This is a genomic window from Achromobacter sp. MYb9 (genome assembly GCF_002975275.1).
Taxonomy (GTDB): Bacteria; Pseudomonadota; Gammaproteobacteria; order Burkholderiales; family Burkholderiaceae_B; genus Achromobacter.
On the sequence record NZ_PCOQ01000027.1, the window covers coordinates 49016 to 74454 of the forward strand.

Annotated in this window: 22 protein-coding genes; 18 read left to right on the top strand and 4 right to left on the bottom strand. The window is 63.2% G+C overall.

Features of this window, described 5'->3' with window-relative positions:
* Nucleotides 1–5 precede the first annotated feature (5 nt).
* Together aceF and lpdA are read left to right on the top strand one after the other, a co-directional pair.
* Nucleotides 6–1679, top strand: a complete 1674-nt coding sequence (gene aceF / locus CQ050_RS26625; RefSeq protein WP_105559844.1) for a dihydrolipoyllysine-residue acetyltransferase — start codon at nucleotides 6–8, stop codon at nucleotides 1677–1679.
* A gap of 12 nt (nucleotides 1680–1691) precedes the next feature.
* On the top strand, nucleotides 1692–3473 hold the full coding sequence (gene lpdA / locus CQ050_RS26630) for a dihydrolipoyl dehydrogenase (protein ID WP_105559845.1): 1782 nt from the start codon (nucleotides 1692–1694) through the stop codon (nucleotides 3471–3473).
* A 101-nt stretch (nucleotides 3474–3574) separates the two neighbouring features.
* On the opposite strand, the gene CQ050_RS26635 is transcribed toward lpdA, so the two are convergent.
* Both CQ050_RS26635 and CQ050_RS26640 read right to left on the bottom strand, forming a co-directional pair.
* Nucleotides 3575–3766 carry a putative motility protein gene (locus CQ050_RS26635; protein WP_105559846.1) on the bottom strand — a complete coding sequence of 64 codons (192 nt, stop codon included), beginning with the start codon at nucleotides 3764–3766 and terminating at the stop codon, nucleotides 3575–3577.
* Nucleotides 3767–3911: 145 nt separating this feature from the next.
* The gene (locus CQ050_RS26640; protein WP_199196941.1) at nucleotides 3912–4793 is read right to left on the bottom strand and encodes a hypothetical protein; all 882 of its coding nucleotides are present in this window, start codon (nucleotides 4791–4793) and stop codon (nucleotides 3912–3914) included.
* Nucleotides 4794–5039: 246 nt separating this feature from the next.
* On the opposite strand from CQ050_RS26640, the gene CQ050_RS26645 reads away from it, so the two are divergent.
* From CQ050_RS26645 to CQ050_RS31285, 8 genes are all read left to right on the top strand, one after another.
* On the top strand, nucleotides 5040–8519 hold the full coding sequence (locus CQ050_RS26645) for a methyltransferase domain-containing protein (protein WP_158266083.1): 3480 nt from the start codon (nucleotides 5040–5042) through the stop codon (nucleotides 8517–8519).
* A complete protein-coding gene (rfbF, locus tag CQ050_RS26650; protein WP_105559848.1) occupies nucleotides 8516–9286 on the top strand; it encodes a glucose-1-phosphate cytidylyltransferase in 771 nt (256 codons plus the stop codon). Before CQ050_RS26645 ends, rfbF begins: the two co-directional genes overlap by 4 nt.
* Entirely contained in the window at nucleotides 9283–10344 is a 1062-nt protein-coding gene (rfbG, locus tag CQ050_RS26655; RefSeq protein WP_233214315.1) for a CDP-glucose 4,6-dehydratase, read from the top strand. The genes rfbF and rfbG overlap by 4 nt, the downstream gene beginning before the upstream one ends.
* 63 nt (nucleotides 10345–10407) lie before the next feature.
* Complete coding sequence (gene rfbH / locus CQ050_RS26660; protein WP_105559849.1) at nucleotides 10408–11724, top strand: lipopolysaccharide biosynthesis protein RfbH; 1317 nt, start codon at nucleotides 10408–10410, stop codon at nucleotides 11722–11724.
* Between the two features lies 1 nt (nucleotide 11725).
* A complete protein-coding gene (locus CQ050_RS26665; RefSeq protein WP_105559850.1) occupies nucleotides 11726–12295 on the top strand; it encodes a dTDP-4-dehydrorhamnose 3,5-epimerase family protein in 570 nt (189 codons plus the stop codon).
* Between the two features lie 2 nt (nucleotides 12296–12297).
* Complete coding sequence (locus CQ050_RS26670) at nucleotides 12298–13200, top strand: NAD(P)-dependent oxidoreductase (protein WP_158266084.1); 903 nt, start codon at nucleotides 12298–12300, stop codon at nucleotides 13198–13200.
* Entirely contained in the window at nucleotides 13197–13697 is a 501-nt protein-coding gene (locus tag CQ050_RS26675) for a DapH/DapD/GlmU-related protein (RefSeq protein WP_105559852.1), read from the top strand. Before CQ050_RS26670 ends, CQ050_RS26675 begins: the two co-directional genes overlap by 4 nt.
* Nucleotides 13698–13719: 22 nt before the next feature.
* The gene (locus tag CQ050_RS31285) at nucleotides 13720–15264 is read left to right on the top strand and encodes an alpha/beta fold hydrolase (protein WP_105559853.1); all 1545 of its coding nucleotides are present in this window, start codon (nucleotides 13720–13722) and stop codon (nucleotides 15262–15264) included.
* 237 nt (nucleotides 15265–15501) lie between these two features.
* On the opposite strand, the gene CQ050_RS26685 is transcribed toward CQ050_RS31285, so the two are convergent.
* Together CQ050_RS26685 and CQ050_RS26690 are read right to left on the bottom strand one after the other, a co-directional pair.
* Entirely contained in the window at nucleotides 15502–16632 is a 1131-nt protein-coding gene (locus CQ050_RS26685) for a FliC/FljB family flagellin (RefSeq protein ID WP_105559854.1), read from the bottom strand.
* 320 nt (nucleotides 16633–16952) lie between these two features.
* A complete protein-coding gene (locus tag CQ050_RS26690; RefSeq protein ID WP_105559855.1) occupies nucleotides 16953–17708 on the bottom strand; it encodes an RNA polymerase sigma factor FliA in 756 nt (251 codons plus the stop codon).
* 428 nt (nucleotides 17709–18136) lie between these two features.
* Here CQ050_RS26690 and flhD point away from each other — a divergent pair, with 428 nt between their 5' ends.
* The 8 genes from flhD to CQ050_RS26730 all read left to right on the top strand — a co-directional run.
* Nucleotides 18137–18460, top strand: a complete 324-nt coding sequence (gene flhD / locus CQ050_RS26695; protein ID WP_006219025.1) for a flagellar transcriptional regulator FlhD — start codon at nucleotides 18137–18139, stop codon at nucleotides 18458–18460.
* A 32-nt stretch (nucleotides 18461–18492) separates the two neighbouring features.
* Nucleotides 18493–19074, top strand: a complete 582-nt coding sequence (gene flhC, locus CQ050_RS26700; RefSeq protein WP_105559856.1) for a flagellar transcriptional regulator FlhC — start codon at nucleotides 18493–18495, stop codon at nucleotides 19072–19074.
* 175 nt (nucleotides 19075–19249) lie between these two features.
* The gene (gene motA, locus CQ050_RS26705) at nucleotides 19250–20125 is read left to right on the top strand and encodes a flagellar motor stator protein MotA (RefSeq protein ID WP_105559857.1); all 876 of its coding nucleotides are present in this window, start codon (nucleotides 19250–19252) and stop codon (nucleotides 20123–20125) included.
* 11 nt (nucleotides 20126–20136) lie between these two features.
* Entirely contained in the window at nucleotides 20137–21126 is a 990-nt protein-coding gene (motB, locus tag CQ050_RS26710) for a flagellar motor protein MotB (RefSeq protein ID WP_105559858.1), read from the top strand.
* A gap of 2 nt (nucleotides 21127–21128) precedes the next feature.
* The gene (locus tag CQ050_RS26715; protein ID WP_105559859.1) at nucleotides 21129–21509 is read left to right on the top strand and encodes a response regulator; all 381 of its coding nucleotides are present in this window, start codon (nucleotides 21129–21131) and stop codon (nucleotides 21507–21509) included.
* Between the two features lie 30 nt (nucleotides 21510–21539).
* The gene (gene cheA, locus CQ050_RS26720) at nucleotides 21540–23714 is read left to right on the top strand and encodes a chemotaxis protein CheA (protein WP_105559860.1); all 2175 of its coding nucleotides are present in this window, start codon (nucleotides 21540–21542) and stop codon (nucleotides 23712–23714) included.
* Nucleotides 23715–23731: 17 nt separating this feature from the next.
* Nucleotides 23732–24232, top strand: coding sequence for a chemotaxis protein CheW (gene cheW, locus CQ050_RS26725; RefSeq protein ID WP_105559861.1), 501 nt, complete (start codon nucleotides 23732–23734; stop codon nucleotides 24230–24232).
* Nucleotides 24233–24325: 93 nt separating this feature from the next.
* A partial coding sequence (locus CQ050_RS26730; RefSeq protein WP_105559867.1) for a Tar ligand binding domain-containing protein occupies nucleotides 24326–25439 on the top strand: 1114 nt, incomplete at its 3' end.

Sequence of the window (25439 nt, forward strand, 5' to 3'; positions counted from 1 at the left end):
GAGACATGAGCAACATCGTGCAAATCAAGGTTCCCGACATCGGCGACTTCAAGGAAGTGGAAGTCATTGAAGTGCTGGTGGCGGTGGGCGACACGATCAAGGCCGAACAAAGCCTGATCACGGTCGAGTCCGACAAGGCCTCGATGGAGATTCCCGCGTCGCAGGGCGGCGTGGTGAAGTCCATCACCGTGAAGGTCGGCGACAAGGTCGCCGAAGGCGCCGTCGTGCTGGAAGTGGAAGCCGAAGCCTCGGATGCCGCTTCGGCCGCCAAGGAAGAGGCCCCCAAGGCCGCTGCCAAGGAAGCCCCGAAGCAAGCCGCCGCTGCAGCCCCCGCCGCCAAGGCGGAAGCCGCCGCGCCGGCCGCCGCCAGCGGCCCGGTCGAGATCGAAGTGCCCGACATCGGCGACTTCAAGGAAGTGGAAGTCATCGAAGTCATGGTCGCCGTGGGCGACACCATCAAGGCCGAGCAAAGCCTGATCACCGTCGAGTCCGACAAGGCCTCGATGGAGATCCCGGCGTCGCAGGGCGGCGTGGTCAAGGAAGTGAAGGTCAAGGTGGGCGACAAGGTCGCCAAGGGTTCGGTCGTGGTGGTGGTGGAAGGCGGCGCTGGCGCCGCGCCTGCCGCCAAGACGGAAGCCAAGGCCGAGGCCAAGAGCGAAGCCGCCGCTGCCGCGCCGGCCGCCAAGGCCGACGCGCCCGCTGCCGCACCCGCTTCGCGTCCGGCTCCGGCCGCCGCGCTGGAAGATGCCAACCTGAAACCGGGCCAACTGCCGCACGCGTCGCCGTCGGTGCGCAAGTTCGCGCGCGAACTGGGCGTAAACCTCAGCAAGGTCAAGGGTTCGGGTCCCAAGGACCGCATCACCGCCGACGACGTGCGCGGTTTCGTCAAGCAGGCGCTGGCCGCTGCTCCCGCGGCCGCAGCCGGCGGTTCGGCCGATGGCGCCGCGCTGGGCCTGTTGCCGTGGCCGAAGGTCGACTTCACCAAGTTCGGCCCGATCGAAGCCAAGCCGCTGTCGCGCATCAAGAAGATTTCCGGCGCGAACCTGCACCGCAACTGGGTCATGATCCCGCACGTCACCAACAACGACGAAGCGGACATCACCGACCTGGAAGCGCTGCGAGTCACGCTGAACAAGGAAAACGAGAAGTCGGGCATCAAGGTCACGATGCTGGCCTTCCTGATCAAGGCCGTGGTTGCGGCCCTGAAGAAATTCCCCGAGTTCAACGCGTCGCTGGACGGCGACAACCTGGTGCTCAAGCAGTACTACCACATCGGTTTTGCCGCCGACACGCCCAACGGGCTGGTGGTGCCGGTGATTCGCGACGCCGACAAGAAGGGCATCTTGCAGATCGCGCAAGAAATGACGGACCTGTCCAAGAAGGCGCGCGACGGCAAGATCTCGCCCGCGGAAATGCAGGGCGGCTGCTTCTCGATCTCGTCCCTGGGCGGTATCGGCGGCACGTCGTTCACGCCGATCATCAATGCGCCCGAAGTGGCCATCCTGGGCGTGTCGCGTTCCGCGCACAAGCCCGTCTGGGACGGCAAGCAGTTCGTGCCGCGCCTGATGGTGCCGCTGTCGCTGTCGTACGATCACCGCGTCATCGACGGCGCTTCCGCTGCCCGCTTCAACGCCTATCTGGGCGCCTTGCTGGCCGACTTCCGCCGCATCGCGCTGTAAACGGGGAGCCCTATGAGCAATACCGTTCAAATCAAAGTGCCGGACATCGGCGACTTCAAGGAAGTGGAAGTCATCGAAGTGCTGGTGGCCGTGGGCGACACGATCAAGGCCGAACAAAGCCTGATCACCGTGGAGTCCGACAAGGCTTCGATGGAAATTCCCGCGTCGCAAGGCGGCGTGGTGAAGTCCATCGCCGTCAAGGTCGGTGACAAGGTCGCTGAAGGCGCGGTCGTGCTGGAAGTGGAGGCATCGGATGCCGCCGCCGCGCCGGCCGCCAAGGAAGCGCCCAAGGCGGCCGAGGCACCCAAGCAAGCCGCGGCTGCTGCGGCGCCGGCTGCCAAGGCCGCCGCACCCGTTGCGGCCAGCTTCAAGGGTTCGGCAGACGGTGAATACGACATGCTGGTGCTGGGCGCGGGCCCCGGCGGCTATTCCGCCGCCTTCCGCGCCGCCGACCTGGGCCTGTCCGTGGTCCTGGTTGAGCGCTACGCAACGCTGGGCGGCGTCTGCCTGAACGTGGGCTGCATTCCGTCCAAGGCGCTGCTGCACAACGCCGCCGTCATCGATGAAGCGCGCGAGCTGGCTGCCCACGGCATCAGCTTTGGCGAGCCCAAGATCGACCTGGACAAGCTGCGCGGCTACAAGGACAGCGTGGTCGCCAAGCTGACCGGCGGCCTGGCCGGCATGGCGAAGGCGCGCAAGGTCACCGTGGTGACGGGCGTGGGCGAATTCGCCGATGCCAATCACCTGACCGTGACGTCGGCCGACGGCAAGAGCCAGACGCTGCGCTTCAAGCAAGCCATCATCGCCGCCGGCAGCCAGTCGGTGAAGCTGCCGTTCATGCCCAAGGACGACCGCGTCGTCGACTCCACCGGCGCATTGCTGCTGCGTGAAGTGCCCAAGAAGATGCTGATCGTGGGCGGCGGCATCATCGGCCTGGAAATGGGCACGGTGTATTCGACGCTGGGCGCGCGCCTGGACGTCGTGGAAATGCTGGACGGCCTGATGCAAGGCGCCGACCGCGACCTGGTCAAGGTCTGGCAAAAGAAAAACGCCTATCGCTTCGACAACATCATGTTGAAGACGAAGACCGTGGGCGCCGAAGCCAAGAAGGACGGCATCTACGTCACCTTCGAAGGCGAGGGCGCACCCAAGGAACCGCAACGCTACGACCTCGTCCTGCAAGCCGTGGGGCGCAGCCCCAACGGCAAGAAGATCGGCGCCGATCGCGCCGGCATCGCCGTGACCGATCGCGGCTTCATCGAGGTCGATCGCCAGATGCGCACCAACGTGCCGCACATCTACGCCATTGGCGACATCGTCGGCCAGCCGATGCTGGCGCACAAGGCCGTGCATGAAGGCCACGTGGCGGCGGAAGCCGCCGCCGGCCAGAAGTCGTTCTTCGACGCGCGCGTCATTCCGTCGGTGGCCTACACCGATCCGGAAGTGGCATGGGTGGGCCTGACCGAAGACGAAGCCAAGAAGCAAGGCATCAAGATCGAGAAGGGCGTGTTCCCGTGGGCGGCTTCCGGCCGCGCTATCGCCAATGGCCGCGACGAAGGCTTCACCAAGCTGATTTTCGACGCGGAAACGCATCGCATCCTGGGCGGCAGCATCGTGGGCACCCACGCTGGCGACCTGATCAGCGAACTGGCCCTGGCGGTTGAAATGGGCGCCGACGTCGTCGACATCGCCAAGACCATCCACCCGCACCCGACGCTGGGTGAATCGGTGGGCATGGCGGCGGAAGTGGCCGAAGGCGTCTGCACCGACTTGCCGCCGATGAAGAAGAAGTAAGCGGGGGGCGGCTTGCCGCCTTTCGCCCAAGCAAAAGCGCCGGCCCTGTCAAAGGGGCCGGCGCTTTTTTTTGGATGCGCCGGGAGCGGCGCTGCCCTGGCTCAGGCTTGCGTGTTGATGCGCGAACCCAGCGTGCTGTCGATGGCCATGGGCGCCACGGACTGCATGAGCGTCGCGATGGTGTCGGCTTGCGAATTCAGGACCTTCTTCAATAGCCGGGCCTGCACTTCCTGCACGACGTTCGCGTCTTTCAGGGCCAGGGCGGTGTTGACGGTGTTGTTGACGGAGTCCAAGGTCGCGGTTTCCTAATCGGGAAGGGGGCCGGGCCAGGCCCAGGGTTTACACATTATTGCGCAGGTTTCTGGTGGGACGCAAAGGATTGTCACAGGTTTGCGTGGCCATCGCGTGACAGGCGGCGTCTTCGGACGGCGGCCGAGGCTACGGTTGCGCCGGGCATTCCTGGATCGAACCCCAGCCATGATTCGGTTCGCAGAATTGCTTGCGTGCCGCCCAGGCGCAATCCGGACGTTCGAAGAATCCCAACTGGGCGCACCGATCCAGTTCGCCCTGTAGCGCGTCGACCCAGGCGTTGGGATTCTGCGCCGGGATTTCCGTGATGCGCAGCGTGGACTGCGGCGCGCTGGCGGCCGGGGCGCCCGCGGTCGACGGCGGACGCGGGGACGCCGTGTCGGAAGGGGCGGCTGGCGCGACGTCCGCCGCGGGCGTATGCGGCGCAGCCGTGGATTCGGATTCGCGCTCGGGCTTCGGTTCCACCGCCCCTGCGGCACGGGAGTCCCCGGCGGGATCAGACGCTGGAGCAGGAGCCATCACCGGTTCGGACGGGGGCTTTGCGTCGTTCCTCTCGGCGGACGGCCCCCCTTCTGGCGCTAGCGGCGGCAGGGGCAGAAGCGGCACCCGGACCGGGCTGGCCGAGGTGGCGCCGGTGATGCCATTGTTCGGCGCATTCCAGGACACCACCAACAGCACCAGCGCGCCATAGATGGCCAGGGTGTAGATCACGGTCAAGGTGGCCGACCCCACGCGACGCCCGGTGATCGGAGAAGCATCGTCGCGGCCCAGCAGGGCGCGCCAGCCCACCAGCGCCGCACCCGGGGCAGAGATCAGCCACCAGCCCAGCCGGCGCAGGCAGCCGGATCGGGAAGCGGGAAGCGAGGCCTGCACCTGGGCAGCCAGCAGTTCGCGCAACGCGCGATTTTCTTCGCGCAGACGGGCTGTCTGCGGATCCACCGGCACCTGAGAGTCTGGATCCGGGGTGCCGTCGTGCTGCGTAGCGAGTGGATCGGGGGGCGTGGCGGTCATGTGGCGAAAAAAATAGATACAAAGCTGCGGCCGCAATTATGCCGGGATCATGCGTCACGCAAAAATCCGATAAGGCGGCAAAAAGCCGGCTTCAAAATTGTCTTCAACGGTCCCCTGGATTCCCGCGTGCGTGAATAGGGTGCAAGAGCCGGTAAAAACCGGCGCTTTTCGCCCGATTCCGCTGGCATCGGCGCTGATATTCTGGCCCACACTTGCCACTGGTACATGCCCGATGCGGAGTTTCTTTTGAACGCGCCTGAGTCCCTACCCGATGGAGGCCGCGACGTCGCGGCTTCTCCCGCTTTGGCCGATCACGCCATCAACTTCCTGAGTTCGCCGGGCCACCTGCGCGCCACGGCACATCTTTATGGCCTGACCAGCGTGCCGCTGGACGAGGCGCGTGTACTGCTGCTGGGCTGCCGGGCGGGAGCCAATGCCTTCCCGTTCGCCGCAGCCTATCCGCGCGCCAAAATATTGGGGATCGACCCCGATTCTACCCAGATTGAGGTCGCGCGCCAGCATGCGGAGATCCTCGGGTTGGCGAACGCTGAATTCATCGCGGCCGACTACGCGGCGGTGACCCCGGAACTGGGCGAATTCGACTACATCATCGCGCACGACGTATTCAGTCTGCTGGACCGGGACCAAGCCGCCGAGATTCTTCGCATCTGCCGCTTGAACCTGGCTTTCGAGGGCATTGCCTACGTCAATTACGATACTTATCCCGGGGCTCGCGCCGCCGAGGCCGTGCGCGACGCGATGATGCTCTATAGCCATGGCGCCGAGACGGTCGAAGACCAGCGGGACGCCGCGCGCACCGCGCTGACGTTGTTCACGAACGGGATCTCGCCGGATAACCCGATGGCGGCCGCGTTCAACCAGGCCGCCGAGCAAAGCAAGGCGGATCTGGATGCGGGCCTGTTCGGCGTGACGCGCCAGCCCTACTATTTCGTGGAGTTTTCCGAACAGGCGGCGGCTTATGCCATGGTGTGCGCGGGCGACGCCCAGCCGCAGATCGAGATGGCGGATACCTACGGGGGCAATGTCGCCCTGGCGCATGGACTGCTGGGCCTGGGCAAACCGCGCGCGTTGCGGCAGCAGAACCTGGACTTTTCGGCCGGCCGGCAGCATCGCCGCAGCTTGCTGGTGCATCAGGAACGCCAGGAGCAGTTATTGCCTCAGGCGGAAGCGTCGCGTTTGATGGAACTGCGCTGGGCAGGGCGGTTCCGGCGCTGCGCATTCGCCTTGCGGGACGCCGCCAATATTTATTTCGAGACATTCCCCGGCCATGTCTTTAGCACCGAGGACAGGGTGATTCAGCACATCGCCGACGCGCTGGGCGCCGCTTGGCCGGAGTCCGTGTCGGCGACACGCCTTGTGGAATTGGTGCAGGATGCGTCGATCACGCCTGAAGGCAAGACCGCGTTGGAAGCGACTCAAGCGGCGCTTTTGTACCTGCTTCATCAAGGATTGGGACGCTACGCGCTCGATCCGGTCTTTTACGACTGTGTGGCCGACAACGTGATCGGCGTGGCGCCCCCATTGCTGGCTACTCTGGCGGCGCGGGAGCATGGGTCGTCGATACCCCTGTTTAATCTGTGGCACGAAGCGGTCGTGTTGGTGGATGACGACCACAGCTTGCTGACCCATTTGAGCCTGCAGTTGCCGTTGGACCAATTGCGAGCCCCCCCCGCTGAGGCGGAGGGCACGCTAAAGACGGCGGATGACATTTTTCAAGCCAGCGCCAATGTCGAGCCCGCGCGCAACGGCGTGGCATTGTCGGCCCGGTTGCGCCGGTTGAAGCTGCAGGGTGTGCTGCTGCTAGGGTCTTCGCGGTGGCGTGATTACCTGCATGAGGGATTGGTGGCTGGACAAGGTGAAGTGCATTTGTGGGCTCCTTATGTCCAGGCCCTGGCGCGTTGTGACATTCGCAAGCGGCCTGAACCACGCCAGCTTCGTGGTGTGACGCCGGTTCAGCAAAAGGAGGCCACAGAGCTACGCGCGCTGGCTTATGGCGGAAAGCCCAATGCCGACGTGGAAACACGCATCCGGCGCTTGATCAAGCAGGCGCCGCGCTGCGATGTGGCTTGGGACGCATTGGGCGCCATGTTGAGAGACAAAGGCGACCTTGAGGGATCGTTGATGGCTCTGCTGGAGGCGACGCGGCTTGATTCGAGCCAGGCGCACCGCTTTGCGCTGCTGGCGTTGACGCTGCTGCCAGCGGACAGGCTGGAAGATGCCGAAGTGTCGTGCTTGCGCGCGTTGGCTTTAAGCCCCAATTATGCATCCGCCCACAATGTGCTGGGCAGTGCCTATCACCGGACCTCTCGCTTCTACGAATCGGCTTACTACTATCAACGTGCCATCGAACTTGACCCCGAAGCATTGGATTCGGTCTCAAACTATGGCGTGGTCCTGGCCGACATGGGCGACTTCGAAGGTGCTGAACGTCAATACCGGAAAGTCCTCGAACGCATGCCGAATGATCCCCAAGTCTGGGGAAGCCGCTTTTTCGCGCAGAACTACTTCCCGGATCGCAGTGCCGAGCAGATATTCGAGGTCTACAGAGAGTACGACAAGATCTTCGGCGAACCCATGCGCAAGCACTGGTTGCCGCATCGCAATGACCGGAATCCGGATCGTAAGCTTCGAATCGGTTATGTGTCGCCCGACTTCCGCCATCACCCGGTACCGCTTTTCCTGGAGCCCTTGATGGCGCACCACGATAAGACGGCGTTTGAAGTTCATGCTTACGCGTATTTGGAAGCCGAAGATGATGTGACCGAGATCTTCAAGGGCTATGCCGATCATTGGACGCGCATTAACGGCATGTCCGATGACGTTCTGACGCGCCGCATCCGGGCTGACAAGATCGACATCCTGATCGATCTGGCCGGGCACACGGGCAACAACCGCTTGGGCGTCTTCATCCGCAAGCCCGCTCCTGTCCAAGTGACGTGGCTGGGGTTCGGTTGCACGACTGGCCTGAAGGCGATCGACTACATCCTGAGCGATGCGGACATGGCGCCGGCGGGTACGGACCATCTGTTCGCCGAACAGCCATGGCGCTTGGACGGAAGTAATTTTGCATATCGACCCAAGTCGGATATGGGCGACGTCAGTCCGCTGCCGGCCCTGCAAAATGGACATGTGCGGTTGGTCACGTTGTCGCGGGCCATTCGCCTGAATGATCACGTATTGCGTGTATGGGCCGAGATATTGCGCCGCTTGCCTACCGCGAAGCTCGTTGTGGACAGCCGGAGCTATTTCTCCGCCGGACTGCGCGAAGACCTGGTGCAGCGCTTCGCCCTGCATGGCGTGGACGCCAAGCAGTTGGAAGTGGGTTTTCACACGCCTCCCTGGGACGTGCTGCGCAACGCCGACATCACGCTGGACTGCTTCCCGCACAACTCGGGCACGACGTTGTTCGAAAGCCTGTACATGGGCGTTCCCTTCATTACGCTGGCCCGCGGCGTGGGTGTCGGCCGCATCGGTGCGTCCACCTTGACCGGGCTGGGCCGCCCCGAATGGGCCGCGTCGACCGAGGCCGAATACGTCGAAAAGGTCGTCGCGATGGCCAGCGATATTCCGGCCCTGGCGCGTATCCGAGAAGGCCTGCGCGAAGAAATGCGCGCAAGCAGCCTGATGGACGAACCCGCATTCGCGCGCAAGGTCGAAACGGCCTTCCGCGCCATGTTCCAACAATGGTGTGAGAAACAAGCATGAAGGCAATCATTCTTGCGGGTGGCCTTGGCACGCGCATTTCCGAAGAAACGCATGTCAAGCCCAAGCCCATGGTGGAGATCGGCGGCAAGCCGATCCTGTGGCACATCATGAAGATGTACTCCGCGCACGGCGTGAACGATTTCGTGATCTGCTGCGGCTACAAGGGCTACGTCATCAAGGAGTATTTCGCCAACTACTTCCTGCACATGTCGGACGTGACGTTCGACATGGCGAACAACCAGATGGAAGTGCATCAGCGTCACGCCGAACCGTGGCGCGTCACGCTGGTGGACACGGGCGACGACACGATGACCGGCGGCCGCCTGAAACGGGTTGCCGATTACGTCAAGGATGAAGAGGCGTTCTGCTTCACCTACGGCGACGGCGTGGCGGACGTGGACATTTCCGCGTTGATCGCCTTCCATCGCAAGCACGGCCGCGCCGCGACCGTAACCGCGGTGCAACCCCCCGGGCGCTACGGTGCGCTGAAGATGGAAGATGACCTGGTGGCGGGCTTCACCGAGAAACCGCGCGGCGACGGCGGCCTGATCAACGGCGGCTTCTTCGTGCTGTCGCCCGAGGTGCTGCCCCTGATTGAAGGCGATCATATCTCCTGGGAGATGGAGCCGCTGGAAACCCTGGCCCGCAAGGGCGATCTGATGGCGTTCCGCCATATGGGCTTTTGGCAGCCGATGGATACGTTGCGCGAAAAGCGCATGTTGGAATCGCTGTGGGAAACGAACAAGGCGCCCTGGAGGGTTTGGTGAGTGCCGATTCCGAGAGCTTCTGGCGCGGCAAACGTGTCTTCCTGACGGGACATACGGGGTTCAAGGGCGGTTGGCTGGCACTATGGCTGCGCCGCCTGGGCGCCGAGGTTACCGCTGTGTCGTTGGCGCCGCCAGAAGGCCGGCCCAGCCTGTTTGACGCAGCGCGGATCGCCAGCGTCACGGACAGCCACATCCTGGACATCCGCGATGCGCCAGCGCTGTCGGCGGTGATCCGGCAGGCCCGGCCCGAGATCGTATTGCACCTGGCGGCGCAGCCGCTGGTGCGCGCCAGCTACCGTGAACCGCTGCAGACCTTCGACACCAACGTGATGGGAACCGCGCACGTGCTGGACGCGCTGCGCGGGCTGCCCGAGGCACGGGTGGCGTTGTGCATCACGACCGACAAGGTCTACCGCAACGAGGAATGGACGTACCCGTACCGCGAAAGCGATGCGCTGGGCGGACATGACCCCTACAGCGCCAGCAAGGCGGCGGCGGAACTGGTTGCGGCCAGCTACCGCGATGCATTCCTGCGGCAGCAAGGCGTGGCGGTCGCGACGGCGCGTGCCGGCAACGTTATCGGCGGGGGCGATTGGTCGGAAGACCGGCTGCTGCCCGACGCAGTGCGGGCGTGGCAGGCCGCGGGCACGCTGGAAATCCGCAATCCCGGATCTATCCGGCCGTGGCAGCATGTGCTGGAGCCGCTGGCCGGCTATCTTCGTCTGGCCCAGGCATTGTGGGATCGGCCCGAACTGGCCGGCCCCTACAATTTTGGACCGCCACCGCATGAGGCGGCAACGGTGAGGGACGTGGTCGAACTGGCTCGCGCCGCCTATGGCCTTGGCGAAGTGGCTTATGGCACGGCCGGCAGCGGTCCGCACGAGGCGGGCCTGCTGGCGCTGGACACATCGCGCACCCGTTCAGTGCTGGGCGTGCAGTCTCGCTGGGACCTGGAACGGTCCGTCGGTGAAACCATGCGCTGGTACCGCGCCCATCATGAGAGCCGCGACGCACGCGCATTGTGCGATGCGCAGATCGACGCTTACGGCATGCCCTGAGCGGGGCGGGCGCCGAGACAAGGCGTCGTCCCGGGGCAAAAACACTGATTGTTGAGAACAAGCATGAATCCTAATGAAATCCGGGCGCAGATCGCCCAGTTGGTGGACCAGTACCACGAGGCCCAGGAGCGCGAGCGCGCGGCGTTTGCGCCGGGCAAGAGCGTCGTGCCGCCGTCGGGCAAACTGATCGGCGCCGCCGAACTCAAAGCCATGGTCGAGGCCTCGCTGGACGGCTGGCTGACCACCGGGCGTTTCAACGACGCGTTCGAACAGCGCCTGGCCCAATATCTGGGCGTCAAGCACCTGATCACCGTTAATTCGGGGTCGTCAGCCAACCTGGTGGCGTTTTCGACGTTGACCTCGCCCAAGCTGGGCGACCGGGCGATTCGCCGCGGCGACGAAGTGATCGGCGTGGCCGCCGGGTTCCCCACGACGGTCAACCCGATCCTGCAATTCGGCGCGGTGCCGGTGTTCGTGGACGTGGAGCTGGGCACCTATAACGTGGACGCCAGCTTGCTGGAGGCCGCGATCACGCCCCGTACCAAGGCCATCATGCTGGCGCACACGCTAGGCAACCCGTACAACCTGGACGTGATCACGGCCTTGTGCAAAAAGTACAACTTGTGGCTGGTCGAAGACTGTTGCGACGCGTTGGGTTCCACCTATAACGGCCGCATGGTCGGCACCTTCGGCGACATCGGCACGCTCAGCTTCTACCCGGCGCACCACATTACGATGGGCGAGGGCGGGGCGGTCTTCATGAACGACCCGCATTTGAAACTGATCGCCGAGTCGTTCCGCGACTGGGGCCGCGACTGCTACTGCGGGCCGGGCAAAGACAATACCTGCGGCAAGCGCTTCTGTCAGAAGCTGGGCAGCCTGCCTGAAGGCTATGACCACAAGTACACGTACTCGCATATCGGCTACAACCTGAAGATCACGGACATGCAGGCCGCTTGCGGGCTGGCGCAAATGGACCGCGTCGAGGAATTCGTTGCCCAGCGCAAAGCCAATTTCCGTTTCCTGAAGGAACGGTTGGCCTCCTGCGAGGAATTCCTGATCTTGCCGGAAGCCACGCCGGGATCCGATCCGTCCTGGTTCGGCTTTCCCATCACGCTGCGCCCTGAGGCCCAGGTGCGACGCGTGGACCTGCTGACCTATCTGGACCAGGACAAGATCGGCACGCGCCTGCTGTTCGCGGGCAACCTGACACGCCAGCCGTCGATGGTCGGGCAGCACTACCGCGTGGCCGGCGAATTGGCGAATACCGAAATCATCATGCAGAACACGTTCTGGATCGGCGTGCAGCCCGCGCTGACCCCTGAAATGCTGGATTACGCGGCCAGCCGGATCGAGCTGTTCTTCGGCGTCGGGATCTGACATGGAGGCCGTGGCGCTGGAGATTCCGGGCTGCTATCTGCTGAGGCTGCCGCGCTTTCCCGATGCGCGCGGCGAGTTCCGCAAACTGCTGCACGCGCCGTCGCTTGCGACGCATGGGCTCGAAACGGCATTCACGGAGTCTTACCTGTCGGTGTCGCACCGGGGCGTGTTGCGCGGAATGCACTTTCAAACGCCGCCCTCGGACCACGCCAAGCTGGTGACCTGCCTGTCCGGGCGCGCCCGGGACGGCCTGCTGGACTTGCGGCGCGGTTCGCCCACGTTCCTGCGATCGTTGTCCCTGATGCTGGACGGCGACGAGCCGCAAGCGGTGTATGTGCCTCGTGGCGTGGCGCATGGTTTTGCCGCGCATCGCGACGGCACGGCGCTGCTGTACTACACCACCTCGGTGCATGACCCGTTGCGCGACGCGGGCGTTCATCCCGAAAGCGCCGGAATCGACTGGTGGGCAGGTGAAGTCGGCATGGGTGAACCGCTGATGTCGCCACGCGACGCCGCCTTGCCGGCGTTGAAGAATTTCACCACGCCGTTTACGTACACGGTGGCGCGATGACGATGCGAGTGCTCGTCACGGGGGCCAGCGGATACGCGGGTGGGATCGTGGCCGATTGCCTGCGCGAGCATGGCATGGAGGTCGTCACGGCGGGCCGAGCCCCATCGAATGACATCCGTCTGGATCTTTCTGATCCGGGCAGCGTGGCGCGCCTGGCGCTGCCGCACGGCCTGGATGCCTGCGTGCATGCGGCAGCGATGCATGAAGTGGCTTGCCGCGCCGCCCCGCCATTGGCCTACGTGGTCAACGTGGCGGGCACTCGGGCGCTGCTGGACGCTTGCGGGCGCGCCGGCATTGCGCGTCATGCCTATGTGTCGACGTTCCACGTGTTCGGCCAACCCGCCGGACGCCTGGACGAAGGGGCTGCGGTGGCGCCGGCCAATGATTACGGATTGACGCATTGGCAGGCGGAGCAGCTATACACGCTGGCGGCGCAATCCCAGGGGGCGTCGGTGGATATCCTGCGTCCGGCCAATCTTTTCGGCTTGCCTGCCCAGTGGTCGGGATTTGACCGCTGGACGCTTGCCCCCTTCGACTTCTGCCGGCAAGCGGTGGGCGAAGGCCGCATCGTGCTGCACGGGCAGGGCCTGGCGATGCGGAACTATCTCAGCGTGGATCATTTCGCGCGGGTGCTGGCCAGGCGGTTGACCGGCCCGGGCACGGGCGTGTTGCATGTGGCCGGCGCCGATTGGCGGATCCGGGACCTGGCGCTTCTGGCGGCGTCTTGCGCGACGGAATTGCTGGGCCGTGACGTGCCTGTCGCGTTTGGTGCGGCGATGGAATCGCCGCAGGCCGAATACCAATTCGCGTCGCGGCACGAAGACGCGGAGGGCGGGGACGCCCACGCGGCGATGGCCGCATTCCTGTTGGACACCCTGGCGCATCTGAAAGAGAGCAAATCATGAACCGTCTATCCGTCCTGGCCAAGATTTCCCCCTTGGCGGACATCGAACGATCGGTGCGCGGCAATAGCGTCACTGTCGGCGATCACGTGACGATCGACAGTTTCGTGAAGATCAAATTCGCCGGTGGCGATGGCGACGTGCTCATCGGCGACCAGGTGTATTTGAATTCCGGCGTGGTGATCTATTCCGGCCACGGCGTCAGCATCGGCCGCGGCACCCTGATCGCCGCGAACACGACGCTGGCGCCGACCAACCACGAGTATCGCCGTAGCGACCTGACCATCATCGAGCAGCGCTTCATGCCCAGCAAGGGCGGCATCGTGATCGAAGATGATTGCTGGATCGGCGCGAATTGCGTGCTGCTGGACGGCTGCCTATTGCGGCGCGGATGCGTGGTCGCTGCCGGCACCGTGTTGCGCGGCGAATGGCCCGAATATGCCGTCATTGCGGGCAATCCGGCTGCGGTGATCCGATACCGCGCGGCCGACGCATATTGAAGATTCACTTGGAGTTACTGCGTTGAAAGCAAACAAGAAACAGCCGGCGAAGCCCGCGGCCGCCCAGTCGATGAGCCTGGATGACGCCTTCGCCCTGGCTGGCCGGGCCTGGGGTGAAGGCCGGAACGCGGACGCCGCCCACATTTGCCGGCAAATCCTGGCGGTGCGTCCCGCTCATCAAGCGACCCGGCATCTGAGCCTGTCGGTCGAGCATGGAGTGAATAATCTGGTATTCACCGCCATGGGGCTGTCCGATCCTGATTTGTATAGCATCGGCGACTATTCCTATGGCGTGCCCGCCACGTTTCCTCACAACCAGCCGCATGAACCGGCCAGACTATCGATTGGCAACTTCTGCACGATCGGCCATCAGGTGGAAATCATCCTGGGCGCCTACCACCGGCAGGACACGTATACGATCTATCCGTTCTCTGCGCCGCATTTCGGCACCTTGTTCGCGTCCACGCAGGAAATCACGGACTACTCGACGACCCGCGGCGGCGTGACGATCGGACACGACGTCTGGATTGGCGCGGGCGCCAAGATCATGGCGGGCGTCAAGATCGGAACGGGTGCGGTGATCGGTGCGGGTGCCGTGGTGTCGCGGGATGTCGGTGATTACGAGATCTGGGCAGGCAATCCCGCGCAGTTCCGTCGCCGCCGCTTCGATGAGGCCGTGGCCGAACGGTTGTTGCGCATCCGCTGGTGGGATTGGCCGAAGGATTTGATCGAGCAATATGCCCGCGATATCACGCGGGGCACGCCCGCAGCGCTGGACGCCCTTGAGCAGGGGCACAGGCAGTGGCTGGACCGCTTGCGCATGCAGGTGGCCGCGCCGTTCGAAGCGCTGCCCGGCCGATCGGGCATCATCCGGATGCGACGCACAGCCCAATGGCGTGAAGGGCGCCCGACTTGGGTGGTGCTGCACGGCTCCCTGGGCAGCATCGAGACCGTGCAGGGCATTGAGCCGCATCTTCCGGACGCGAACTTGTTATTTGCGGACATGCCGGGCTTCGGCGCGAGTTCCGCCGTCCAGGAAATGTCGGTCAACGGTTTCGCGGATGAACTGTTGCCGGCGCTGCTCGCTGCGTTGCCTGCGGATTTCGGCATTGTGGGCGCCTCGTTCGGCGGCAGCGTCGCGCTGGAGATCGCGCGACGCACGACGCGTTGCAAGCAGGTCGTGTTGCTGGACTCGCCGTTTACCGCCGCCAAGCAATGGCATAACCACGAGTTCCTGCGCGGTGTCATTTCCGCGCGTCCTGATGACCGCTACCTGCGCAGCTTTGCGTTGGAGATCTACGGCGTTACCCCGACCGCCGTGGTGGAACGCGATTTCTGGCCGTTGCTGGATGGTGTCGTGCAGCCGGTGACGGTCTTGACCGGCGATGTGCCGATGCAGCCGCCGCGCGACATGCCGCCGGTACCCTGCTGCCTGGACGAAGATGATCTGGAACGCTTGCAGGCGCGGGGCCATCGCGTCGAGCGCATGGCAGGCGGCCATGACCTGATCAACGACAATCCCGTTGCCGTGGCGGCGGTGGTGCGGTCGCTGGGGATGCTGCCGTAGTCGAGACCTGTCCAGGCAGGCGATGCCAGGCCTGAAGACAGGGCAGACGGATAGCAAAAAAGGAGCGGATATATTTCCGCTCCTTTTTTTCGTCCGTGCAAGGTGTGCTGGCGTGCCGGCAATACGGTGGCCGCCGGTAAATAAAAAAAACCAGCCCGAAGGCTGGTTTTTCTGGTTTCGGAAAGGTGTGGGGTAAACCTGCTATCCCGCACCTGACCGAAGGCCTGTCCGCTGGAATTAACGCAGCAGCGACAGAACCGTTTGCGGCACTTGGTTGGCTTGCGCCAGAACCGAGGTACCAGCCTGTTGCAGGATCTGAGCCTTGGTCATGTTCGACACTTCCGTGGCGTAGTCGGCATCTTCGATGCGCGAACGAGCGGCGGACAGGTTGTTGATCGTGTTGTTCAGGTTGGCAACAGTCGATTCGAAGCGGTTCTGGATCGCGCCCAGGTCGCTACGCAGGCTGTCAACTTGCGACAGGGCCTTGTCGATGCCGGCCAGCGGGTTGGTCGTTGCAGCGAAACCGGAGGCGGAAGCATCCTTGCTGGCAACGGTGATGTTGCCGTTAGTGGCGTTGACCGTGAGGTCCGAAGACTTGAGGGCCACATAAGTCTTGTCGCCGGAAGCAACACCAGTACGCGTAGCGCCAGCCGTGGCGGTGACTTCGATGAACAGATTGCCCTTGCTGTCCTTCATCACGCCGCCCGAGGTCGGAGCCGTGGTGCCCAGGTCGGTCGCGCCGGTTACCGTGGCAGTCGCAGCCATGGTGCCGGTGGCTTTCGGGTTGCTCAGGAAGGCAGCAACATCGCTGGCGGCAGCGGCGGACACGGAACCTTGCGGGCCGTTCAGGCTCAGCTTTTCCAGACCCAGCGACTTGGCATCGATCTTTTCCAGATTGATGGTGATCGTTTCGTTGTCGTTGGCGCCGACTTGGATCGTCAGCGTGTTGTCCTTGGCCAGAACCTTGACGCCGTTGAATTGGGTCTGTTCCGACACGCGGGTGATTTCACCCAGGCGCTGGCTGATTTCAGCCTGGATCGAATCCAGGTCGGTCTGCGAGTTCGTGCCGTTGGTGGCTTGAACCGACAGTTGACGGATACGTTGCAGGTTGTTGTTGACTTCGTTCAACGCGCCTTCGGTCGTTTGAGCGATCGAGATACCGTCGTTGGCGTTACGGGCGGCTTGCGTCAGACCGTTAACGTTGGCGGTGAAGCGGTTGGCGATGGCTTGGCCAGCGGCGTCGTCCTTGGCGCTGTTGATGCGCAGGCCCGACGACAGGCGCTCAATGGCGCTGCCCAGGGTCGATTGCGACTTGTTCAGGTTGTTCTGCGCAACCAGCGACAGGTAATTGGTATTGATGACTGCCATGTGAGGCTCCCAAGAGAGAAAGGCTTCTTCAAACTGGGCAGCAAGGCCGCCCACTGGTGTTAACGGGAAAGTTCGTCGACTTCTTGTCTAGGAATCTCTCCGTTGCAAGGATTACGGCAGTCCTAAATCAATCTTTAGCCCTATTTCGCGAAAGTCGTATTTATTCTTGTATCCGCAGGGAGCGCATGCGCGGCCGGCGTTGCGCGGTGGCCGGGGCTAAAAAGAAGCGGGCGCCTGAGGCGCCCGTCGTGGCCGGCGTGCCGGCTTCCATCATCGTCTTCCAGATACCGGTCTCTATATATAGAGACGGTGGTCGACGCCTAGATGATCTGCGCGATCTGCCCTTCCTGGGGCAACGCATGCCAGGCCTGGTCTTTCAGCTTGGCGCGGATGCGGGCGGTGGCCTGCGAGCGCAGCTGGCACACGCGCGCTTCGGTCACGTTCATGATGGCGCCGATTTCCTTCAGGTTCAGACCCTGCTCATAACAGAGCGACAGCAACAACTTTTCGCGGTCGGGCAGGGTGTCGATGGCGTGGATCAGCGCCTGGCGGAAATCCCCCGCCAGCAACGCGTCCAGCGGATTGCCGCCTGCCGAGCCGTGGTTCAGCGTTGCCGTCCAGTCCGACTGGCCCGAGGCCGAGTCCGGCTCGGTCGTGAAATCTTCGTAATGCACGATCTGCACGCCTTGCGCGTCGTGCAGCAGCGTCTGGTACTCGTTGAGCGGTATTTCCAGCTGGTGGGCGATTTCGGCCTCGCTGGGCGCGCGCATCAGCCGTTGTTCCAGTTGCTGGATGGCCTGTTCGATCTTGCGCGCCTTGGCGCGGACGCTGCGCGGCAGCCAGTCCTGGCCGCGGAGCTCGTCCAGCATCGCGCCACGGATGCGGGTCGTGGCGTAGGTCTCGAATTGGGCGTCTGCCGTTTCCTGATAGCGCCTTACGGCGTCAAGCAGGCCGATCATGCCGGCCTGTATCAGGTCGTCCAGCTCAACGCTGGCGGGAAGCCGGGCGAGCAATTGCAGGGCCAGCTTCCGCACTAGCGGGGCATATTCGACCAAGCTGTCATCTGCGTGGGGCATTGCGGGAATGTCAGGCGGTGTCCATCGTGACGCATTGTCTGACGTTGTCAATTTGCGACATTGTCGACAAACGCGCGGCTGCGCTAAAGCTAGCAATTAAGTGATCGGCAAGGTGTCATTGTCGGGACTGCACAACATTTCATTCCGTGAAGTACGCAATGTTTTGAATGCTTATTTGCCAAATTGACGTAAATTCGCCTCGGATTTCTATGTCAAGGTGTATCTAAAATATCAAGTTGCGCAATATCAACAAAGATTTGTCATATAAGTCATAGAAAATGACATGAGCTGTGGTAAATTTTACTTAAATTGCGAACAAATGATACATTTCGCATTAAAACAGATTGCAGCAAGCCGCCAGGCAATTCGGGTTGCCGGCGCTTTTGGTTATCGAGCCCCGTGGGTGGGATAGGGATAGGGAGTAGGGCGTGCAACAAGTCGAAAATTCATTGCTGGCAGACATTCGCGAAGTGAATCTGTCATATCTGTTACTTGCGCAACGTATGTTGCGTGATGACTATGCCGCGTCGATGTTCCGTCTGGGGTTCAGCAACGAAGTTGCCGACATCCTGATGCGTCTGTCGCCCGCGCAATTGGTGAAGCTGGCCAGCTCCAGCTCGCTGCTGTGCCGATTCCGCTTCGATGATTACAGCCTGCTTTCGGCGCTGACCCATGATGTTTTGGGTGGTGCGCTGCAACAAGCGCATGCAACCATCTTGCTGGCCAAGCAACCTGTGGAAGAACTGGCCTGACGGCCGTTCAAACCCTCACTCGGACTCGCGTAATGGCCTCCAAAAGCGTTTCACAGGAAGCGGACGACATCCTGCTTGCCAGCTCCATGATTACCCTGGGAGCACGGTTGCAGGTGCTGGAGGCTGAAACCAGCCTCAGTCACGACCGTCTGGCGCGCTTGTATCGCGAAATCCGCGGTTGCTCGCCACCCAAGGGCATGCTGCCTTTTTCGGTTGACTGGTTCATGACCTGGTTGCCGAACATCCATTCGTCGCTGTTCTACAACGTTTATTCGTTCCTGAATGCGCGCACCAGCAGCAAGGGCATCCGCGCCACCATCGACGCGTACCGCCTGTACCTTGAGAACGCCGGCCTGGATGCCGCCGAAAGCGCCGAGCCGGTCCTGAGCTTCACCCGTGCGTGGATGCTGGTTCGCTTCTTCGACAGCGGCATGCTCCAGTTGTCCGCCTGCCGCCAGTGCGGCGGCCATTTCATCGCCCACGCGCACGATCCGCAATCGGACTTCGTGTGCGCGATCTGCCGGCCGCCACCTCGCGCCGGCAAGACGCGCGCGGCGGCCAAGGCACGTGCCGGCAGCCGTCCGGCACCCGCGATCGACGCCGCGCGGCCTTGAGCGCCGGCGCATGGCCGGGTGCTTCCCGGCCGGCCGCATCCGGTCGGCCGCGCCCCGCCAGCCGCGCCCAAATACATCAAAAGCCCTGTAAAACTCCCCGTAACCCGCCTTTTTGGGTCGGGGGGAACAGGGGATCATTGACGCCAGTTTTAGACTTCGTTGGCAGGGGCCTGATGTGTTGATTGTTATCGGTTTTCTCGTGGTGATCGTGTCGGTCGTCGGTAGCTTCATAGCGCTGGGCGGCCACTTGGGCGCGCTTTACCAGCCCTTCGAGCTGACGCTGATCTTCGGTTCGGCTCTAGGGGCGTTCCTTGCCGGCAACAGCAAAAAGTCGCTGATGCTGGTGAAGAAAGCGCTACCTGATGCGCTGAAGAGCTCGCGCTACGGCAAGGACGTGTACATGGAGCTGATGGCGCTTCTGTATGTGTTGCTGAACAAAGCGCGTCGCGAAGGCCTGATGGCCATCGAATCGCATATCGAGGATCCGGCTTCCAGCCCGATCTTCAGCGAATATCCCCGCATCGCCAAAGACGCGAAGCTCATGGAGTTCATCACGGACTACCTGCGCATCATGATCAGCGGCAACATGAGCTCGTTCGAAATCGAGACGCTCATGGACGAGGAAATCGAGACCTATCGCCATGAACGCGAAGTGCCGGCGCACGCATTGCACCAGATGGCCGACGGCCTGCCGGCGTTCGGTATCGTGGCCGCGGTGCTGGGCGTGATCAAGGCGCTGGCCGCCGTGGACCAGCCGCCCGCGATCCTGGGCGACCTGATCTCCAAGGCCATGGTCGGCACCTTCCTGGGCATCCTGTTGGCGTACGGTTTCGTGGGGCCGCTGGCCTCGCGCGTCGAACGCCGCACGGACGAAGCCATGAAAGTGCTGGAATGCATCAAGACCACGCTGCTGGCCAGCATGAACGGCTATCCGCCCCAGTTGGCGGTGGAATTCGGCCGCAAGGTGCTGTTCTCGTCCGTGCGTCCGACCTTTGGTGAGCTGGAAGAGCACGTCCGGCAAACCAAGTCGACCGCAACCGGCAAGGCCTGACGGAGCGGGCCATGAGCACGGTAAACAACCACCGTGTGGTGATCCGCCGCAAGAAGGTCAAGGGCGGCGGGCACCACGGCGGCAGCTGGAAGATTGCCTACGCCGACTTCATCACGGCGATGATGGCGTTTTTCCTGGTGATGTGGCTGATCAGCATCGTGCCGCGCGAGGAACTCAAGGGCATCGCGGAGTATTTCCGCATGCCGTTGCGCGTGGCGATCATGGGCGGGCCCAACAATTCGGCCGAAACCAGCGCCGTGCCGGGGGGAGGGCAAGATCCCCTGCGCAGCGAGGGCGATGTGCGCCGCGCCCAGGGCAACCGGGTGGAAGCGCAGCCCATGGGCGACGCGGAACGCCGTGAACAGCACCGTCTGGAAAACCTGAAGAAGCGGCTTGAGAACGTGATCGACAGCAGTCCCGTCCTGAAGAGCTTCAGGCCGCAGCTGCTGATCGACCTGACGACCGAAGGCCTGCGCATCCAGATCATCGACAACCAGAACCGTCCGATGTTCGCGACCGGCCGCGCGGAAGTGCAGCCTTACATGCGCGACATCCTCCGGGAATTGGGGCCAGTGCTGAACGAGCTGCCTAACAAGGTCAGCATCTCGGGCCACACGGACGCCTCGCAGTATGCGCGGGGCGAACGCGCCTACAGTAATTGGGAGCTTTCGGCCGACCGCGCGAACGCGTCCCGCCAGGAGCTGGTGGCCGGCGGCATGAACGAAAGCAAGGTCATGCGTATCCAGGGACTGTCTTCCAGCATGAGTCTGGTTAAAGATGATCCATACGCGGCCGTTAATAGACGTATCAGCCTCGTGGTGCTCAATATGAACACCCAGAAACGCATCGAAAACGAGAACGCCGCCGCGGCGGACGTAAGCGCGAAGGATGCCCGCGAGGTGGGAACGGCCGTGGAGGCGGTGCAAGCCGCCACCCAGGCCGCGACGGCAACCAAACAAGGCGAAGCGGCGAATGCGCCGCCCGCTGAAGGGGTTCGATAGCAATGGCGGCAACGATTCTGGTAGCGGACGATTCGGCGACGATGCGAATGATCGTGCAGGCGACGCTGACGGGCGCGGGATGGAAGGTACTGACGGCCGGCAATGGCCAGGAAGCGCTGGAAGTGGCGAAGAACCACCCGGTGGATCTGGTCGTCAGCGACTGGAACATGCCGGTCATGGGCGGGCTGCAACTGATTCAGGGCTTGCGCGAGCAAGACCGGTACTTGGATGTGCCGGTGCTGGTGCTGACCACCGAAGACGACGTGGATAGCAAGATGGCCGCTCGGGATCTGGGCGTTTGTGGCTGGCTTTCAAAGCCGGTCGACCCCGATGTGCTGGTGGAATTGGCGACCGAACTGCTCGACGAGCAGGCCGGCGCATAAAGCAGGTTCATTTATGAAGGCGTACGGGTCATGAGTGCTGGTTTGGACCTCAGTCAGTTTTACGAGACCTTTTTCGACGAGGCGGATGAGCTGCTCGCGCAAATGGAGCAGTTGCTGCTAGAGCTGGATGTGGGCGCGCCCGACATCGAGCAGCTCAACGCCATCTTCCGCGCGGCCCACTCGATCAAGGGCGGGGCGGCGACATTCGGCTGTTTCACGCAGCTTGCGGGCACCACCCACCTGCTGGAAAACCTTCTGGACGCAATCCGTCGCGGCGAAATGGCGCTGCGCACGGACATGATTGATATTTTCTTGGAAACGAAAGACGTGCTCAAAAGCCAACTGGATGCCTATCGGGCCTCCGAAGAGCCCGATGAAGCCGTGTTTGAGCGTATCTGCGCCGTATTGAGGCAGCTGGCGCTGGAGCATAAGGATCCTGCCGCGGCCGGGGCTGCCCCTGTCGCGGCTGCGGCGCCCGCGCCTGTGCCTGCGCCGGTTGCGCCTGCACCGGTTGCGGCCGCGCCGGCCCCGGCTCCCGCAACGGCGCAACCGGCCGCTGCCGCAGGCGATCTGCCCCTGAAGGTGCGGATCACCAAAGTGTCCGATAAGGACGCCGCGTCGTTGCTGGAAGAGATGGGCAACCTGGGCACCGTCAAGGCCAGCGAACGCGCCGACGGCGTGCTGACCGTGTGGCTGGACAGCACTTGCACGCCGGACGACATCGAGGCCGTGTGCTGCTTCATCGTCGACGGCGACCAATTGAATATCAGCCGCGAAGCGGCCCCGGCGGCCGAGTCGGCGCCGGCGGAACAGGCGGCCGTCGCTACGGCAACCGTTGCTACGGCAGCCGTTGCTGCGGCAGCCGTTGCTGCCGCAGTCGCAACGCCCGCACCGGCGGCAGCGCCCGTGGCGCCGGCTCCGGTCGTGGCGGAATCGGCAGCCGCCGCTGAAGCCATTACGCAAGCAGCCGCCCGCGCTTCGCGTCCGGCGGCGCCCGCGCATGCCGACAAGGAATCCACGTCGATCCGCGTGGGCGTGGAAAAAGTCGACCAGGTCATCAACCTGGTGGGCGAACTTGTCATTACGCAGGCCATGCTGGCGCAGACCGCGTCGACGCTGGACCCCGTCCTGCACGACCGCCTGCTCAACGGTATGGAACAGCTGGAACGCAACGCCCGCGACCTGCAGGAAGCGGTGATGTCGATCCGCATGATGCCGATGGACTACGTGTTTAGCCGCTTCCCCCGTCTGGTGCGCGATATCGCCAGCAAGATGGGCAAGCAGATCGAACTGCAGACCTACGGTCGCGCGACCGAACTGGACAAGAGCCTCATCGAGCGCATCATCGACCCGCTGACGCACCTGGTGCGCAACAGCCTGGACCACGGTATCGAGACGCCCGAAAAGCGTATTGCCGCCGGCAAGGATCCGGTGGGCCAGTTGGTACTGTCCGCGCAGCATAACGGCGGCAATATCGTGATCGAGGTCAGCGACGATGGCGGCGGCCTGAGCCGCGACAAGATTCTGAAGAAGGCCATGGCCCAAGGCCTGCCGGTCAATGAGAATTCCCCGGACGACGAAATCTGGCAATTGATTTTCGCGCCGGGTTTCTCCACCGCCGAGAAGGTGACGGACATTTCCGGCCGCGGCGTCGGCATGGACGTAGTGCGCCGGAATATTCAGGACATGGGCGGCCACGTGCAGCTGTCGTGCGAGCCGGGTAACGGCACCACGACGCGCATCGTGCTGCCGCTGACGCTGGCCATCCTGGACGGCATGTCGGTGCGCGTGGGTGAAGAAACCTTCATCCTGCCGCTGAACCATGTGACCGAGTCGCTGCAACCGACCAACGACCAGATCTACTCGGTGGCCGGCAACGAGCGCGTGATGCATGTGCGCGGCGAATACCTGCCGCTGGTCGAAATGCACCGCGTGTTTTCGGTGGCGGGCGCCCAGACGGATCCCACGCAGGCCATCGCCGTCATCATGCAGGCCGAAGACCGCCGTTTCGCGTTGCTGGTCGATCACCTGATCGGACAGCACCAGGTCGTGGTCAAGAACCTTGAGTCGAACTACCGCAAGGTCCCCGGCATCTCCGCCGCCACCATCCTGGGCGATGGCAGCGTAGCGCTGATTGTCGACGTATTTGCGCTTGCGCGCGCCAACCGTGAGCGTTGGTCGCAGCCCGAAGCCGTTCTGAATTGATGGAGCACTAAAAAATCATGGCAGCCAAACCGCAAGCGCAATCCGCGCGCAACGAAGATGTCGGCAGCGAATTCCTCGTCTTCACGCTGGGCGATGAAGAGTACGGTATCGACATCCTGAAAGTGCAGGAAATCCGCGGCTACGACGCCGACACGGTGACCCGCATCGCCAACGTTCCCTCGTTCATCAAGGGCGTGACGAACCTGCGCGGCATCATCGTCCCGATCGTCGATCTGCGCATCAAGTTCAACCTGAGCCGGGTCGAATACAACGAGCAGACCGTTGTGATCATCCTGAACCTGGACCGTCGCGTGGTCGGCATCGTGGTCGATGGCGTGTCCGACGTGCTGATGCTGAACGCCGGCCAGATTCGCCCGGCGCCGGAATTCGGCGCGACGCTGTCCACCGAATACCTGACCGGCCTGGGCACGGTGGATGAGCGCATGCTGATCCTGGTGGATATCGAAAAGATGATGACCAGCGATGAAATGGCGCTGGTGGAGAAGGCCGCTTCCTGATCGGAAACCGGCCGGAATGCGGGGTAGAGGCGCCATATTGAATCCGATGTGGCGCTTTCCTTTAACGATTGCAGTCAAGGGATGGTTCTTGTGATGCGCAAGTTTTTCGCGAACATGACGATACGCAGCAGCCTGTTGTGGGTGTTGGCGTTCTTCTCATTCATGTTGGTGATCGGGGCGGCGCTTGGCGTGTTGTCTTTGCGCATCAGCAATGGGACCCTGGCCGAGATCAAGCAATCGCAGGAACTGGATGATGCGGTGGGCCGCGTCGTGTCCAGCTATAAGGACTCCATGAACGGCCTGGGCCGCGCGGCGACCGCCAACTACGCGGACATCGTGGGCAGCGTGGGCCAGGCGGCCCTGTTGACGCAAGGCCTGTCTTCGGAAGCGACCGGCTTGCTGGAGCGCGCCAAGGCGGCCTTGAACAAGGGCCAGGCGGAATTCGAATACTACAAGACGCTGCCGCAGCCCGCGGAGGCGTCCGAATCGCTGAAGGAAATCGAAGCGTCCTATGCCGCGCTGGTGCAGCAAGGTCTGACACCGTTGGTCGCCGCCCTGGAAAGGGCCGACATGCAGGCCTACCAGAAGCAGGTGCAGACCGTGCAGGACGCGCTGGAAGGCCGCTTTGCCCGTGCCGTCGAAGGCTTCGATTTCTGGCGCGCCAGCAAGATGCTGGACGCCCATGACGTGGCGCAGGTCCGTTACCAGTTCGTGTTGATCGCTGTCGGCGCGGGCGGCCTGATCGCCGCGTTGCTGGTGTTCGCGACCTATGTCTTCCTGCGCCGCCGCGTGCTGCAGCCGCTGAAGGAAGCCGGCCATCATTTCGATCGCATCGCCGGCGGCGACCTGACCGCCCGCGTGGACGTCCGCAACACCAACGAGATCGGTCAGCTGTTCGCGGCGCTCAAGCGCATGCAGGAAAGCCTGACGCGCACGGTGTCGACGGTGCGCCGCGGCGTGGACGAGATCAATGTGGGCTCGCATGAAATCGCGGCCGGCAATACCGATCTGTCCAGCCGTACCGAGCAGCAGGCGGCGTCGCTGGAAGAAACCGCGGCGTCGATGGAAGAACTGGCGTCCACGGTGAAGCAGAACGCGGAAAACGCGCGCCAGGCGAATCAGCTTGCGGCCAGCGCGTCGGACGTGGCCGAACGCGGCGGTTCGGCGGTGTCGGAAGTGGTCAGCACGATGCAGGGCATTTCGGCCA

Coding starts and splice junctions, on each gene's coding strand:
- flhC (WP_105559856.1), top strand. CDS start 18,493: ATGGCCTCCAAAAGCGTTTCACAGGAAGCGGACGACATCCTGCTTGCC.
- CQ050_RS26640 (WP_199196941.1), bottom strand. CDS start 4,793: ATGACCGCCACGCCCCCCGATCCACTCGCTACGCAGCACGACGGCACC.
- CQ050_RS26670 (WP_158266084.1), top strand. CDS start 12,298: ATGCGAGTGCTCGTCACGGGGGCCAGCGGATACGCGGGTGGGATCGTG.
- CQ050_RS26665 (WP_105559850.1), top strand. CDS start 11,726: ATGGAGGCCGTGGCGCTGGAGATTCCGGGCTGCTATCTGCTGAGGCTG.
- CQ050_RS26690 (WP_105559855.1), bottom strand. CDS start 17,708: ATGCCCCACGCAGATGACAGCTTGGTCGAATATGCCCCGCTAGTGCGG.
- lpdA (WP_105559845.1), top strand. CDS start 1,692: ATGAGCAATACCGTTCAAATCAAAGTGCCGGACATCGGCGACTTCAAG.
- rfbH (WP_105559849.1), top strand. CDS start 10,408: ATGAATCCTAATGAAATCCGGGCGCAGATCGCCCAGTTGGTGGACCAG.
- rfbF (WP_105559848.1), top strand. CDS start 8,516: ATGAAGGCAATCATTCTTGCGGGTGGCCTTGGCACGCGCATTTCCGAA.
- cheW (WP_105559861.1), top strand. CDS start 23,732: ATGGCAGCCAAACCGCAAGCGCAATCCGCGCGCAACGAAGATGTCGGC.
- aceF (WP_105559844.1), top strand. CDS start 6: ATGAGCAACATCGTGCAAATCAAGGTTCCCGACATCGGCGACTTCAAG.
- CQ050_RS26685 (WP_105559854.1), bottom strand. CDS start 16,632: ATGGCAGTCATCAATACCAATTACCTGTCGCTGGTTGCGCAGAACAAC.
- motB (WP_105559858.1), top strand. CDS start 20,137: ATGAGCACGGTAAACAACCACCGTGTGGTGATCCGCCGCAAGAAGGTC.
- cheA (WP_105559860.1), top strand. CDS start 21,540: ATGAGTGCTGGTTTGGACCTCAGTCAGTTTTACGAGACCTTTTTCGAC.
- CQ050_RS26675 (WP_105559852.1), top strand. CDS start 13,197: ATGAACCGTCTATCCGTCCTGGCCAAGATTTCCCCCTTGGCGGACATC.
- CQ050_RS26715 (WP_105559859.1), top strand. CDS start 21,129: ATGGCGGCAACGATTCTGGTAGCGGACGATTCGGCGACGATGCGAATG.